Source organism: Terrabacter tumescens, from assembly GCF_014646815.1.
Lineage (GTDB): Bacteria > Actinomycetota > Actinomycetes > Actinomycetales > Dermatophilaceae > Terrabacter > Terrabacter tumescens.
In genome coordinates, this window is the sequence record NZ_BMNZ01000011.1 from 22,668 (window position 1) to 35,557 (window position 12,890).

General features: G+C 70.8%; 12 protein-coding genes and 1 pseudogene. 7 read left to right on the forward strand and 6 right to left on the reverse strand.

The window, feature by feature from the left end; all coding sequences use genetic code 11:
• The first annotated feature begins 119 nt into the window (after positions 1-119).
• The 4 genes from IEY30_RS20450 to IEY30_RS20465 all read left to right on the forward strand — a co-directional run bounded on the left by IEY30_RS20450 (position 120) and on the right by IEY30_RS20465 (position 5,189).
• Positions 120-842, forward strand: a complete 723-nt coding sequence (locus IEY30_RS20450; protein ID WP_030203272.1) for a succinate dehydrogenase cytochrome b subunit — start codon at positions 120-122, stop codon at positions 840-842.
• A 3-nt stretch (positions 843-845) separates the two neighbouring features.
• The gene (locus IEY30_RS20455; RefSeq protein ID WP_030203275.1) at positions 846-2,876 is read left to right on the forward strand and encodes a fumarate reductase/succinate dehydrogenase flavoprotein subunit; all 2,031 of its coding nucleotides are present in this window, start codon (positions 846-848) and stop codon (positions 2,874-2,876) included.
• Entirely contained in the window at positions 2,873-3,616 is a 744-nt protein-coding gene (locus IEY30_RS20460; protein ID WP_030203278.1) for a succinate dehydrogenase/fumarate reductase iron-sulfur subunit, read from the forward strand. Before IEY30_RS20455 ends, IEY30_RS20460 begins: the two co-directional genes overlap by 4 nt.
• A gap of 73 nt (positions 3,617-3,689) precedes the next feature.
• Positions 3,690-5,189, forward strand: coding sequence for a D-alanyl-D-alanine carboxypeptidase family protein (locus IEY30_RS20465; protein ID WP_052359034.1), 1,500 nt, complete (start codon positions 3,690-3,692; stop codon positions 5,187-5,189).
• 36 nt (positions 5,190-5,225) lie between these two features.
• Here IEY30_RS20465 and IEY30_RS20470 read toward each other — a convergent pair whose 3' ends face one another.
• Genes IEY30_RS20470 through IEY30_RS20480 form a run of 3 tightly spaced genes read right to left on the reverse strand, consistent with a single transcriptional unit; the run spans position 5,226 to position 7,581 of the window.
• Entirely contained in the window at positions 5,226-5,897 is a 672-nt protein-coding gene (locus IEY30_RS20470) for a class I SAM-dependent methyltransferase (protein ID WP_052359036.1), read from the reverse strand.
• A 44-nt stretch (positions 5,898-5,941) separates the two neighbouring features.
• Positions 5,942-7,048, reverse strand: coding sequence for a YihY/virulence factor BrkB family protein (locus tag IEY30_RS20475; protein ID WP_030203283.1), 1,107 nt, complete (start codon positions 7,046-7,048; stop codon positions 5,942-5,944).
• A gap of 2 nt (positions 7,049-7,050) precedes the next feature.
• Entirely contained in the window at positions 7,051-7,581 is a 531-nt protein-coding gene (locus IEY30_RS20480) for a 2'-5' RNA ligase family protein (protein ID WP_229675123.1), read from the reverse strand.
• 172 nt (positions 7,582-7,753) lie between these two features.
• On the opposite strand from IEY30_RS20480, the gene IEY30_RS20485 reads away from it, so the two are divergent.
• Complete coding sequence (locus IEY30_RS20485) at positions 7,754-7,951, forward strand: hypothetical protein (protein ID WP_156035489.1); 198 nt, start codon at positions 7,754-7,756, stop codon at positions 7,949-7,951.
• The gene (locus IEY30_RS20490) at positions 7,948-9,078 is read left to right on the forward strand and encodes a glycosyltransferase family 4 protein (RefSeq protein WP_162181031.1); all 1,131 of its coding nucleotides are present in this window, start codon (positions 7,948-7,950) and stop codon (positions 9,076-9,078) included. Before IEY30_RS20485 ends, IEY30_RS20490 begins: the two co-directional genes overlap by 4 nt.
• On the opposite strand, the gene trpS is transcribed toward IEY30_RS20490, so the two are convergent.
• Positions 9,036-10,085 carry a tryptophan--tRNA ligase gene (gene trpS, locus IEY30_RS20495; RefSeq protein WP_030203290.1) on the reverse strand — a complete coding sequence of 350 codons (1,050 nt, stop codon included), beginning with the start codon at positions 10,083-10,085 and terminating at the stop codon, positions 9,036-9,038. The two genes, IEY30_RS20490 and trpS, sit on opposite strands and share 43 nt — an antisense overlap.
• A gap of 54 nt (positions 10,086-10,139) precedes the next feature.
• Positions 10,140-10,958 (reverse strand): annotated as a pseudogene (locus IEY30_RS20500) (exodeoxyribonuclease III).
• A 98-nt stretch (positions 10,959-11,056) separates the two neighbouring features.
• Here IEY30_RS20500 and IEY30_RS20505 point away from each other — a divergent pair.
• On the forward strand, positions 11,057-12,040 hold the full coding sequence (locus IEY30_RS20505) for a MauE/DoxX family redox-associated membrane protein (protein ID WP_030203294.1): 984 nt from the start codon (positions 11,057-11,059) through the stop codon (positions 12,038-12,040).
• A 125-nt stretch (positions 12,041-12,165) separates the two neighbouring features.
• On the opposite strand, the gene IEY30_RS20510 is transcribed toward IEY30_RS20505, so the two are convergent.
• Entirely contained in the window at positions 12,166-12,792 is a 627-nt protein-coding gene (locus tag IEY30_RS20510) for a hypothetical protein (RefSeq protein ID WP_156035490.1), read from the reverse strand.
• Between the last annotated feature and the right edge of the window lie 98 nt (positions 12,793-12,890).

Here is a 12,890-nt window from a genome sequence, read left to right on the forward strand (position 1 = left end):
CCGCCCGAGGACACGGCATACGCCCCGGTTGTCGAGGGTTCTTGTTGAGATTGTCACAACAGCCCGTTTACCAGTGGGTAGGAATTCGAGTGCGGAAACCGCGGGGATAGGGTGCGGACGTGGCCACCAACACTCTCCCAGCGACGGGAACTCCCCGACCGGCGTCGGCACGCCGCACCACCGTGTTCATGAAGCTGCTCATGGCCCTCTCGGGCGCGCTCTTCGTGTTCTACGTGCTGGTGCACATGTACGGCAACCTCAAGATCTTCGGCGGTGTCGAGGCGTTCGACGAGTACGCCCTGCACCTGCGCACGATCCTCATGCCGATCCTGCCCTTCGGCGGGTTCCTCTGGATCTTCCGCGCACTGCTCGTGGTCGCGCTCGCCGCGCACGCGTACTCCGCCTTCTACCTGTGGAGCCGCGCCCGGGGCGCCCGCACCACCCGCTACGTGGCCAAGCAGGCCGCGCAGGCGACCATCCGCAGCCGGATGATGCGCTGGGGCGGCGTGGCGCTGCTCCTCTTCCTCGTGTGGCACCTGCTGCAGTTCACGATCCTCAAGATCAACGTCGGCCCCGACGCCGCCGGTGACAGCGCCGGCAAGCTCGTCATCTCGAGCTTCCAGGTGTGGTGGGTCGTCCTCATCTACGTCCTCGCGCTCGCCGCGCTGGGCATGCACCTGTGGCACGGCGTGTGGAGCGCCTCGCAGACCCTCGGCTGGACCAACAGCGCCAAGTCGCGTCGCACCGCCAAGGCGACCGCGACCGTCATCGCGCTGGTGACCGCCGTGGGCTTCGCGCTCCCGCCGCTCGCCATCCTGTTCGGAATCGTCAAGGGGAACTGATCCATGACCGACACCCAGACAGCCAGCACCGTCGCGCCCGAGGCGCCCGCTCCCACCCGTGAGGCGGCGCCCGGCGTCGTGCACGGCCTCTACACCGAGGGCGAGCCGATCGTCGACACGAAGGCACCCAAGGGCCCGATCGAGGCGCGCTGGAACAAGCGCAAGTTCGATGCCGCCCTCGTCAACCCGGCCAACCGACGCAAGCTCACCGTCATCATCGTCGGCACCGGCCTCGCCGGTGGCGCCGCGGCGGCGACGCTCGGCGAGGCGGGCTACAACGTGAAGTCCTTCTGCTACCAGGACTCCCCGCGCCGCGCGCACTCGATCGCCGCGCAGGGTGGCATCAACGCCGCCAAGAACTACAAGGAGGACGGCGACTCGACATTCCGTCTCTTCTACGACACCGTCAAGGGTGGCGACTACCGCTCGCGCGAGTCGAACGTCTACCGCCTCGCCGAGGTCAGCGCCAACATCATCGACCAGTGCGTCGCCCAGGGCGTGCCCTTCGCGCGTGAGTACGGCGGCCTGCTCGACAACCGCTCGTTCGGTGGCGTGCAGGTCTCGCGCACGTTCTACGCGCGTGGCCAGACGGGCCAGCAGCTGCTCATCGGCGCCTACCAGGCGCTCGAGCGCCAGGTCGCGGCCGGCACGGTCGAGATGTTCAGCCGCCACGAGATGCTCGAGGTCGTCGTCGTCGACGGCAAGGCCCGCGGCATCATCGCCCGTGACCTCGTCACCGGCGAGATCGAGACCCACCTCGCCGACGCCGTCGTGCTCGCCTCCGGCGGCTACGGCAACGTCTTCTTCCTCTCGACCAACGCGATGGGCAGCAACGTCACCGCGACGTGGCGCGCGCACCGCAAGGGCGCGCACTTCGCCAACCCCTGCTACACGCAGATCCACCCAACCTGCATCCCGGTGGCAGGCGAGCACCAGAGCAAGCTGACGCTCATGTCCGAGTCGCTGCGCAACGACGGCCGCATCTGGGTGCCGAAGAACGCCGCCGACTGCGAGAAGGACCCGCGCGAGATCCCCGAGGAGGACCGCGACTACTACCTCGAGCGGATCTACCCCTCGTTCGGCAACCTCGTGCCGCGCGACATCGCGAGCCGCCAGGCCAAGAACGTCTGCGACGAGGGCCGCGGCGTCGGCCCGAAGGTCGGCGACTTCCGCCGCGGCGTCTACCTCGACTTCACCGACGCCCTCAAGCGCATGAGCGCCGAGGCCGTCGCCGAGAAGTACGGCAACCTGCTCGACATGTACCAGCGGATCACGGGCGAGAACCCGTACGAGGTGCCGATGCGCATCTACCCCGCCGTGCACTACACGATGGGCGGCCTGTGGGTCGACTACGACCTCCAGTCGAGCATCCCCGGCCTCTTCGTCGCGGGCGAGGCGAACTTCTCCGACCACGGAGCCAACCGTCTCGGCGCGAGCGCCCTGATGCAGGGTCTGGCCGACGGCTACTTCGTCCTGCCGAACACCATCCGCGACTACCTCGCCAAGGGCCCGTTCCCCAAGCTCGAGGAGTCCAACGAGGCCGTGGTCGAGGCTCGCGCCTCCGTCGACGCCCGCGTGCAGAAGCTGCTCTCCATCAACGGCGACCGCTCGGTCGACTCCTTCCACAAGGAGCTCGGCAACATCATGTGGGAGTACTGCGGGATGGAGCGCTCCGAGGAGGGGCTGCTCAAGGCCATCGACCTCATCCGCGGCCTGCGTGACGAGTTCTGGCGCAACGTCAAGGTGCTCGGCTCCGCCGACACGCTCAACCAGAGCCTCGAGAAGGCCGGCCGCGTCGCCGACTTCCTCGAGCTCGGTGAGCTCATGTGCATCGACGCGCTGCACCGCCGCGAGTCCTGCGGCGGTCACTTCCGCGCCGAGTCCCAGACCGAGGACGGCGAGGCGCTGCGTCACGACGACGAGTACGCCTACGTCGCCGCGTGGGAGTGGGGCGGTCAGGACGGCACGCCGGTCCTGCACAAGGAAGACCTGGTCTACGAATTCGTCGAGATGAAGCAGCGGAGCTACAAGTGAATCTGACCCTGAAGATCTGGCGCCAGGCCGGCCCCAAGGCCAAGGGCGAGATGGTGACGTACCCGGTCACCGACATCTCCGAGGACATGAGCTTCCTCGAGATGCTCGACGTGCTCAACGAGCAGCTCAACGCCCGCGGCGAGGAGCCGATCGCCTTCGACTCCGACTGTCGCGAGGGCATCTGCGGCATGTGCGGCCTGATGATCTCCGGCAAGGCCCACGGCCCCGAGGTCACGACGACGTGCCAGCTGCACATGCGCAGCTTCTCCGACGGCGACGAGATCACCATCGAGCCGTGGCGCGCCGACGCGTTCCCCGTCATCAAGGACCTCGTCGTCGACCGGTCGAGCTTCGACCGGATCATCCAGGCCGGCGGCTTCATCAGCGCCAACACCGGCTCGGCGCCCGAGGCCCACTCGGTGCCCGTGCCCAAGCCCAAGGCCGACCGCTCCTTCATGGCGGCCGCGTGCATCGGCTGTGGCGCGTGCGTCGCGGCGTGCCCCAACGCCTCCGGCATGCTCTTCATGGGCGCGAAGATCACCCACCTCGGCGAGCTCCCCCAGGGCCAGCCGGAGCGCGACGCCCGCGTCGTCAGCATGGTGAGCCAGCACGACCACGAGGGCTTCGGCGGCTGCACCAACGTCGGCGCCTGCTCCGCGGCCTGCCCCAAGGAGATCCCGCTCGACGTCATCAACCAGCTCAACAAGGACCTGCGCGGCGCGCTGATGCGCGGCGAGTGAGGCGCGACGCGCCCTCCGCAGGACCACCGACGACCCGCCCCGGACCACCGGGGCGGGTTAGTCTTTCCCGGCGATGACGCCTCCTCCGACCTCCCGACGTCGCCCGTGGACGACTCCGGCCGCGGGCGCCGCTCTCGGTGCCGTCGCGCTGGGGCTCGTCCTGACGACGACGTATGCCGTGCCGGCCGCAGCAGGGGCACCGCTGCCTCGCGCCATGGTGGCGGCTCCTGCGGCTGCGTCGCCGTGCACGCCGTGGCAGACCCAGCAGGCCGTTCCTCCCGGGGTGACGCTGACACCGCGGGTCTTCCCCACCGACCAGCCCGCCGCCGCGACGGCGCCGCCCACCGTGGTGTCGACCTCGCCGTCGGCGCAGGTCTCTTCACCGGCAGGCACGAAGAAGCCGCCGAAGGTGCGCCTCGTGTGCCGCAACGCGCCGCCGACGCCGTTCGCGCATCCCGCGTGGGAGCCCGAGACCGTCGTGGGCGGCTCGCGCCTCGCCGAGACAGGTGTCCTCGTCGACCGGCCGGTGTCCGTGCCGGCGCCGCCCGAGGTCTACGACGTCTCCTACGTCGTCGCGGACCTCGACACCGGCGAGATCCTCGCCGCCAAGTCGCCGCACGCCTGGCTGCGTCCGGCCAGCACCCTCAAGACCCTGACGGCCCTCACCCTGATGCCGCGGCTCGACCCTAGACAGGTCGTCGTGGCCGGGCAGGACGCCCAGGACGCGGCGGGCTCACGCGTCGGCATCCTCGCGGGCAACCGGTACCCCGTCTCGAGCCTCTTCGACGCCATGCTGATGTTCTCGGCCAACGACGCCGTCTACGCCCTCGCCGACGCCGCCGGCGGCTACGAGCAGACGGTCGCGCTGATGAACGACAAGGCCGCCGAGGTCGGCGCGCACGACACGCTCACCGTCGACCCGAGCGGGCTCGACGAGGGCGCCCAGCGCTCGAGCGCCTACGACCTGGCGCTCATCGGCCGAGACGCGATGCGCCTGCCCGCCTTCCGGGCCACCATCACCAAGCGTGACGCCGTCTTCCCCGGCGGCAAGGACAAGAACGGCAAGGTGTGGCCGGCCTTCCACGTCTACAACATCAACGAGCTGCTCCGGCACTACCCCGGCGCCATCGGCATCAAGCCCGGTCGCACCGACCGCGCGCAGCACACCTTCATCGGGGCGGCCACGCGCGGCGGTCGCACGCTCGTCGTGAGCCAGATGGGCAGCGTCACCGGGTCGTGGAAGCCGACCGCGGCCCTGCTCGACTGGGGGTTCGCCAACGCCGACCGGGTCACGCCCGTCGGGCGGCTCGTCGACCCCGGTGAGGCGTCCTCGCCCTCCCCCGCCCCGACCCTGCCGACGCTGCCCACGGACGGTGCGACGGGCACGGGGACCACCGGTCCGGGCACGGCCGGCGCGCGCGGCGCCACGGGCACCCCTGCCCCCGTGGCGACGGCCGAGACGACGTCCGCCGACCGGACGAGCTCGCTCGTCGTGCTGGCCGGAGCCGGCGTCGTGATTACGACGGCGGTCGGTGTGCTGGCCCTGGTGCTGCGCCGCCGGTCGCGGGCGTAGCCGACCACCGGACCGGTCGCACACCGACGTCGTGCGTCAGCGGCGCGGGCGGGCCACGACCACGAAGTGCACGAAGCGCATGTTGCCGAACGGGATCGGCACCACCCGTGCGGCTGCGCGAAGGAGCGGGTTCCCGCTCGCCGCCCAGCGTCGACCCATGGTGTTGGCGCCCGTGCACGAGAGCACCTCGTAGCCACAGCTCTCGAACATCTCGACCATGGTCGCCTTGGTGAAGAACCGCACGTGGGTCCGGTCCAGGGTCCCCTGGTCGACGTAGTCCCACCTGCCCCGGAGCAGCTTCAGCACCACGGGTGCGTACTGGATGCTGGGGATCGCGGCGATCACCTGGCCGCCCGCTGAGAGGAAGCGCGGGACCTCACGCAGCACCGACCACGGGTCGACGATGTGCTCGAGCACGTCGTTGAAGAAGATCGCGTCGAACGACCCGGTCCGTCCGTCGAGCGCCTCCGGGAAGTAGCCCGCGACGACCTCGTCGAACCCGTGCCCCTCGCGCGCCGCCGCCGCCTGGCTCGGGACTGCCTCGAGGCCGACCACTGTGGCCCCTTCGCCGAGCACACGACGCAGCGTCGGGCCGAAGCCACCGGAGCCGCAGCCGACGTCGAGGACCCGGGTCGCCCCGGCCGGGATGAACGGTGAGACGTCGAGTCGTGCGTTGTCGACGTAGACGTCCTGCTGCTGAGGCTGCACGGCGATGCCCTCCCGAGGTGCCGACGGGCCCTGCGGGACGGACCCTAGTGTCGCCTGACCCTACGCACCCCGCGGACCGCAGACACGGCGAATGCACCGATGACGACTCCCGCCGCAAGGCTGGCCCTGTCGGTGGGGCGCGGACTCGGCCGGTCGGGGGACCGCTCCCGGTCACCCGGGTCCGTGACGGCATACGACCCGTCCCCCGCATCGGTGGTCGCCGGCGAGAGCGCTGTTCCGGGCAGCGGGCGGCCGCGGCCCGGAGTGGACATGGCCGAACCGTCTTCGGCCGGACGGCCGAGGTCGACGTCGTTGGCGGCCCAGGCTGCCGAGAGCAGGACGACCTTGGACATGAGGTTGAGCCAGAAGAGCAGGCCCACCGCGACGGCGACCGCACCGAGCAGCGGGTTCGAGGTGGCGTGGCTGATGAGGAAGCCGCCGAAGAGCTTGAGCACCGTGAGGATGACCGCCCCGAGGACGGCGCCCTGCCGTACGTTGTGCATGGGCAGCGGCACGCCCGAGAGCATCCGCAGCAGGACGACGAGAATGAGCGTGTCGAAGACGACCCCAGCCAGCAGCCCGAGCAGGCCGACGAGGAACCCGTTGCCCGCCAACCCGATCCACCCCGCGACGCGCTCGGCCAGGCCGCCGACGGCGCTCGTCAGGATCGCCGAGACGGCGATCGCCAGGCCGAGCGTCACCAGGACGAAGAGGTCACGCGCCTTGGTGCGCACGAAGTTGTCGGTCGACGCCTCGAGGCCGAACACGCCGCGAAGTCCCGTGCGCAGCGCACCGACCCAGCCGAGGCCCGCGAGCAGCAGCGTGACGAACGAGATGATGCCGGTGATGGTGAGCGTCAGGCTCGCCGGCGCCTCGATGCTGATGATGCCGTCAGGGTGCGCGGTCGTCTTGACCATGCCCGGCAGCGTGCTGTTGAGCGACTCGGCGATGGTGTCGACGAGGTCCGGTCGACCCTGCAGGACGAAGCCGAAGATCGCGAAGGCGAGCGCCAGGGCGGGGAAGATCGAGAAGAACGCGAAGTAGCCGACCCCCGCGGCAAGCAGGTCGCCGTTGGCCTCCCCGTAGCGCGTCCACGCCTGGTAGGCCCGGGTGGCCTTGAGCCGGTCCAGAGCGGGCTGGAACGCCGGCACGGTCAGTCCCCGTCGAGCGCGAACTCGTGGACTGGGCGCCACACGGCGTCGTCGCCCAGCTCGTAGAGGTGGTACGCGTCGACCTCGAAGGCGACCGAGTAGTCGGCCAGCTCGGTGAACGCCCGGTCGAGGGACGTCGACGGCACGTTGTGGGCCACCGTGACGTGGGGGTGGTAGTAGAAGTCGAGGTCGCGGCGCACCGGACCAGAGCGCAGGGCGCGCTCGAGCGCCTCGCAGTTCGAGACCCCCTGGGCGACCTGGATGAACACGACGTCGGAGAGCGGTCGGAACGTGCCCGTGCCACGCAGGACGACGTCGAAGGCGGCGTAGGCGGCGGCGACGTCTGCGCAGTGGCTGCGGAAGGCGGCATACGCCTCCTCGTCGACCTCGGTCGGCGGCAGCAGCGTGATGTGGGCGGGGATCTGCCAGGCCTGGGGGTCGCCGAAGTCGGCACGACGGTGCTGGAGGTAGTCACCGTGCGGGGCCGGGATCGGGGTCGAGACGCCGATCGTGGTCAGGCGCGCAACACTCACGCCCCCGACCGTACCGAAGGTTGCTGCGCCGGGCTGACCCGAGGTGCCCCCGAGCTGTGCCCGGGTGTGTCCGAAGTGTCCCCGAGCCCGGTCGGGTCCGGGTGACGGACACGTCCAGAACGACCTCGGTAAGGCGGCCCGCCGCCCCTTCTGGGCCAGTACCGTCAGCGCCATGGATCTCCGACGCGGCTGGGGTCGACGCGGTGCGGTGGCCTGGGGTCTCGCCTGGGTCGTCGCCCTCGCGCTGTCGTGGGTGCGGTTCCGGTCCGCGATGGGCTCGGCCGACCGGCCTGAAGTCGACGACTTCTTCCTGGCAGCGCCCCGAGGCGTCCGGGACCCGCCGACCCGAGCATGCGGGGCCGACGCATGACGGAGACGAGACCGTCGGACACGACCCGGCCGTCCGGACGTCGACTGCGGATCGCAGCCCTGTTCGTGTCCGACTGGGACCACGAGTTCGAGGACGTGGCGGCTGGGCGGACGCCGTCTCACCGCCTCTTCGGCATGCGAGAGCTCGAGGAGCGCGGACACCGCGTGCTGCACCACACCCGATCGGGTCGGCCGCGCCGGGCGCCCAGAGCACGCCGAGTGCCGTGGCGCCTGTCCCAGCTGCTGTGGCTGCTGCAGGTGCAGCGCGACGTCGACGTCGTCCTCGCCACGCACGAGGCGGCAGCCCTTCCGGCACTCGTCCTGCGGAGGGTCGGCCTGGTCCGCAGGCCGGTGGTCGTCATGACCGTGGCGGCCCTGGATGCCACGACGCGGCCCGGACTCGTCGGCGCCGTCCACCGGGCCGCCCTGCGTGCCGCGGACGCGATCACGGTGTTCTCGTCCGTCCAGCGAGAACCACTCGCGCGCCGCCTCGGTCGGCTGCGACGCAGCCCGAGCTGGGTGCCGCTCGGCGTCGACGTGGAGTTCTTCAAGCCAGTCGCCCGCGACCGCGACGGTGGGGTGCTGTCCGTGGGCACCAACGCGGGAAAGGACTTCCCCACCCTCATGGCTGCCCTCCCCCAGGGGATGACGTGCACGGTCGTCACGGACGCCTGGAACCGGTCGCAGGCCGAGCCGCTGGCTCACGCCCCGGACGTGACCTTCCGCAGCGACGTACCCATCACGGAGCTGCGTGGGCTCTACTCCCGCGCGGAGCTCATGGTGCTCCCGCTCCGCGAGTCACGCATGTCGTCCGGGCAGACGGTCCTGCTCGAGAACCTCGCGCTCGGCACGCCGGTCGTCATCAGTGACGTCAGCGGTGTCGGCGACTACCTCGACCCCGAGGTGATGTGCGTGGTGCCGCCCGGGGACCCGAACCGGCTCCGGGAGGCGCTGGTCGACCCGGGTTGGCGCGATCGCGCCCGGAAGGGCCCGGGCCTCGTGGCGTCGCGCTTCACCGCGATGCACCTGGCCTCGGCCCTCGAGACGGTCTGTCTCGACCTCGTCGCCGCAGCTGCGGACGGACGTCAGCCGCGCCCACTCGACGACAGCAGCCCCACCTTGTCGTAGACGCGGCGGACCGTAGCCTCGGCGACCGTGCGGGCACGCTCGGCCCCGTCCGCGAGGATCCGGTCGAGCTCGGCGCGGTCCGCCATGAGCTCGAGCGTGCGGGTGCGGAACGGTGTGACCGCTTCGACGACGACCTCGGCGACGTCCTTCTTGAGGTCGCCGTAGCCCTTGCCGGCATACGCCTCCTCGAGGAGCGCGACCGGCGTGCCCGACAGGGCCGAGTGGATCGAGAGCAGGTTGGAGATGCCGGGCTTGTGCTCCTCGTCGAAGCGGATCTCGCGCTCGGTGTCGGTGACGGCCGAGCGGATCTTCTTCGCGATGCGCGCCGGCTCGTCGAGCAGGCTCACGAGCCCCGAGTCCGAGGCCGCGGACTTGCTCATCTTCGCCGTCGGCTCCTGGAGGTCCTGGATCTTGGCGGTCGCCTTCATGATGTGCGGCTCGGGCACGACGAGCGTGTCACCGAAGCGCTGGTTGAAGCGTCCCGCGAGGTCGCGTGAGAGCTCGAGGTGCTGGCGCTGGTCCTCCCCGACCGGCACGACGTTCGCGTCGTAGATGAGGATGTCGGCGGCCTGGAGCACGGGGTAGGCGAAGAGGCCGACGTTGGTGTTGGTGCCCTTGGCCGACTTGTCCTTGAACTGGGTCATGCGGCTCGCCTCACCGAAGCCCGTCAGCGTGCCAAGCACCCAGTAGAGCTCGGTGTGCTGGGCGATGTGGCTCTGGACGAAGAGGGTCGAGCGCGCCGGGTCCACACCGCCGGCGATGAACTGGGCCGCGGTGATGCGGGTGCGCTCGCGCAGCACCTCGGGGTCGGGGGCGACGGTCAGCGCGTGCAGGTCGGCGACGAAGTAGAACGCGTCGTGCGTCTCCTGCAGCCGCACCCACTCGACGAGCGCACCGATGTAGTTGCCGAGGTGGAGCGAGTCGCTCGTCGGCTGCATGCCGGAGAGGCTGCGCGGCGTCGTGGTCGGGAGGGAGGGCGTCGAGGACATGGGTGCATTCTGGCCCATGGTCGGCCACCGCCCCCAAACCGGGCTGTCGGCGACGGATGGCGTGGGCCGGCGTCAGGCGTCGGGGAGCGTCCCGTCGAGGGCATAGTCGACGACGACCGGCGCGTGGTCGCTCCAGCGCTCGGCATACGTCGGCGCGCGGCCGACGAAGGCGTGGGTCGCGGTGGCCGCGAGACGCCGCGTCGCGAGCTGGTAGTCGATGCGCCAGCCGGCGTCGTTGTCGAACGCCTTGCCGCGCCACGACCACCACGAGTACGGACCCGCGACGTCGCCGACGTGCAGGCGGTGCACGTCGACCCAGCCGCCGTCGTCAAACCACCCGTCGAGGACGGCACGCTCCTCGGGGAGGAAGCCGGCCTTCTTGAGGTTGCCCCTCCAGTTCTTGAGGTCGGCCTCGCGGTGGGCGACGTTGAGGTCGCCCGTGACGAGGACGAGCTCGTCGGCCTCGGCGGCGCGGCGCATCCGCTCCGTCATGGTCGCGAGGAAGGCCATCTTGGCGTCCTGCCGCTCGGTGCCCGCCTCGCCGGTGTGGACGTAGACGGAGACGACCGTCAGCGGGCCCGCGGGCGTGACGACGTAGGCCTAGACCCAGCGTCCCTCGTCGGCGAATGCGCCGTCGACGCCGACCCGGACGGCGACCTGGGGCTCACGGGTCACGACCGCCACTCCGGCCCGTCCCTTGGCGGTGCCCTCGGTGTGCGCCACCGACCAGTGCGCCAGGCCCGCCTCGGCGAGCACCTTGGTGAGCTCCACGTCGTCCGCTCGCACCTCCTGCAGGCACAGGACGTCGGGCTCGGCCTGCTGGAGCCACGGCACCATCGCCCGCCTCGCTGCGGCTCGGATCCCGTTGACGTTGGCCGTGACGACGCGCATGGCCAGATTGTGCAGGACCGCTCCGACGACCCCGTCACGCGGCCCCGGGATCGCGCGATCAACCCCGGTGGTATGCCGTGGGGTGCCTAGAATGCGACGTGCCCACCGACCCCCTCGCCCTCGCGCCCGTCGTCCTCGCGATCGTCCTCGTCGTCAGTGCGGTCGGCAAGCTGCGCGCTCCGAGCGCCTTGGCCGAGGCCTTCCGTGACCTGCGCGTGCCCGCCCCGCTCTCGGGATCGCTTGTGGTGAAGGCGCTTCCGTGGGTCGAGATCGCGCTCGCTCTCGGGCTGGTGGCCCTCGGTGGGCTGCCGGGCACGGCGGCTGCGGTGGCCACGCTCGTGCTCTTCACGGCATACCTCGTCCTCGTCGTGCGCGCGCTCGGCTTCGACGAGGACGTCGAGTGCGCGTGCTTCGGGGAGTTCGCCCCGGGGCGCATCTCGCGCCGCACGGTCGTGCGGAACGCCTGGCTCGTCGCCCTCGCAGCCGTCGCCGTCGGCGTCGCCACGCAGGGCCCGTCGGTGCTGACGCGCATCGCGGACGGGCTCCTTCCCTGGTGGTGGCTCGCCGGTGCGGTGGCGGCGGCGATCACGACGTGGCTCGTCGTCGGAGGCTCGTCGGCCGCCGTCCCGACGGTCGAGCCGACGGCGTACGCCGACGAGGAGGGCGACTACGTGCGCTACCGCACACCCGCCCTGCCCATCATGCTCGGGGACGGTACGACGACGAACCTGCGGGCCCTGGGCACCGTACGGGCCCAGCTGCTGCTCTACGTGTCGGACTGGTGCTCGAGCTGCCATGACGTCGTCGAGGAAGTGCCTCGCTGGCGCGAACTGCTCGGGCCCGTCGACGTGCGGCTGGTCCTCGCGGCCGCTCCGTCCGACTCCACGCTGACGTCAGCGGACGAGCCGCAGAGCCTCCACGACACGGAGAGACTCCTCGACGACTCGTTCGGCATACGCCGAACCCCCAGCGCCATCCTGCTGGGGGCCGACGGCCTCCTCGCAGGGGGCCCGGTCACCGGGCACGACGACGTGCTGGAGTTCGTGGAGGCCATCGCCGTGGAGCTCGGCGTCGCCCGCTAGTCGAGACTGCACGCCGGGCCCCGAGGAAGGCGAGCGGGGCCGCTGCGGCCCGACCGATTCAACCTGGAGCGCGGGGACGCCGATGGGGTGTGGCTCTGGACGAGCCACACCCCATCGGCGGTTGATCAGCAGTTCTCCGTGCAGCCCGGCGGGATCGGGCGAGGCGTGATGTCGCAGGACCCCTTGCCACCGCCCGGAAGCGAGCCACCCGAGAAGTTCGCTGAGTCGGGGATGACCGGGCCGGCCGTCCCGCAGCTCGACGTGTTGTTGCAGTCGTACACCCGGTAGGTGATGGACACCGTGCCAGATGCACTGTTGCCCGTCAGCGCAGCCTCGGTGTAGATGAGGATCTGCTGGTTCACACTCCCGTCCTTGACGCAGACCGTGTGGTTCGGATCCGAACCGCCGCAGGTCGGCCCGCACGAGCAGGTCCCCTGGGTCGGGGACTGCACGATGAACCGCCCGGCCGACGCGAGGCCCGAGACCGCGATGCTGTCGACGACGATGACGGCGTCGCGCGGAAGCGGCCCGGTGACGTTGTTGCCCACCAACTCGAAGACGTAGCCCTTGTAGATCGAGTTCGAGTTGCCCGGCAGCTTGCAGGCCTGGCCGGTCAGGCTCAGCAGACCCGCCGAGGCCGCGACCGTGGGCGCCGCCCCCGCGACCACGACGGCGGGCACAGCCCAGGCCGCGCCCTTGACTACCGAGCGTCGGCTCGGAGGCGCCGTCTCGGCGCCGTGATTCTGTGACATGGATACATCCCCCACTCGATGACTGAAGCCCCCCAAGCACTCGTCAACATACCGGAGGCTGCCACCCCAGATGCCGGGAATCACACACCTTGCGGCGA

What these genes read in the sequence shown, in the direction of transcription:
- IEY30_RS20455 (WP_030203275.1), top strand. Translation starts at nt 846, where the DNA reads ATGACCGACACCCAGACAGCCAGCACCGTCGCGCCCGAGGCGCCCGCT.
- IEY30_RS20465 (WP_052359034.1), top strand. Translation starts at nt 3,690, where the DNA reads ATGACGCCTCCTCCGACCTCCCGACGTCGCCCGTGGACGACTCCGGCC.
- IEY30_RS20485 (WP_156035489.1), top strand. Translation starts at nt 7,754, where the DNA reads ATGGATCTCCGACGCGGCTGGGGTCGACGCGGTGCGGTGGCCTGGGGT.
- IEY30_RS20490 (WP_162181031.1), top strand. Translation starts at nt 7,948, where the DNA reads ATGACGGAGACGAGACCGTCGGACACGACCCGGCCGTCCGGACGTCGA.
- trpS (WP_030203290.1), bottom strand. Translation starts at nt 10,085, where the DNA reads ATGGGCCAGAATGCACCCATGTCCTCGACGCCCTCCCTCCCGACCACG.
- IEY30_RS20510 (WP_156035490.1), bottom strand. Translation starts at nt 12,792, where the DNA reads ATGTCACAGAATCACGGCGCCGAGACGGCGCCTCCGAGCCGACGCTCG.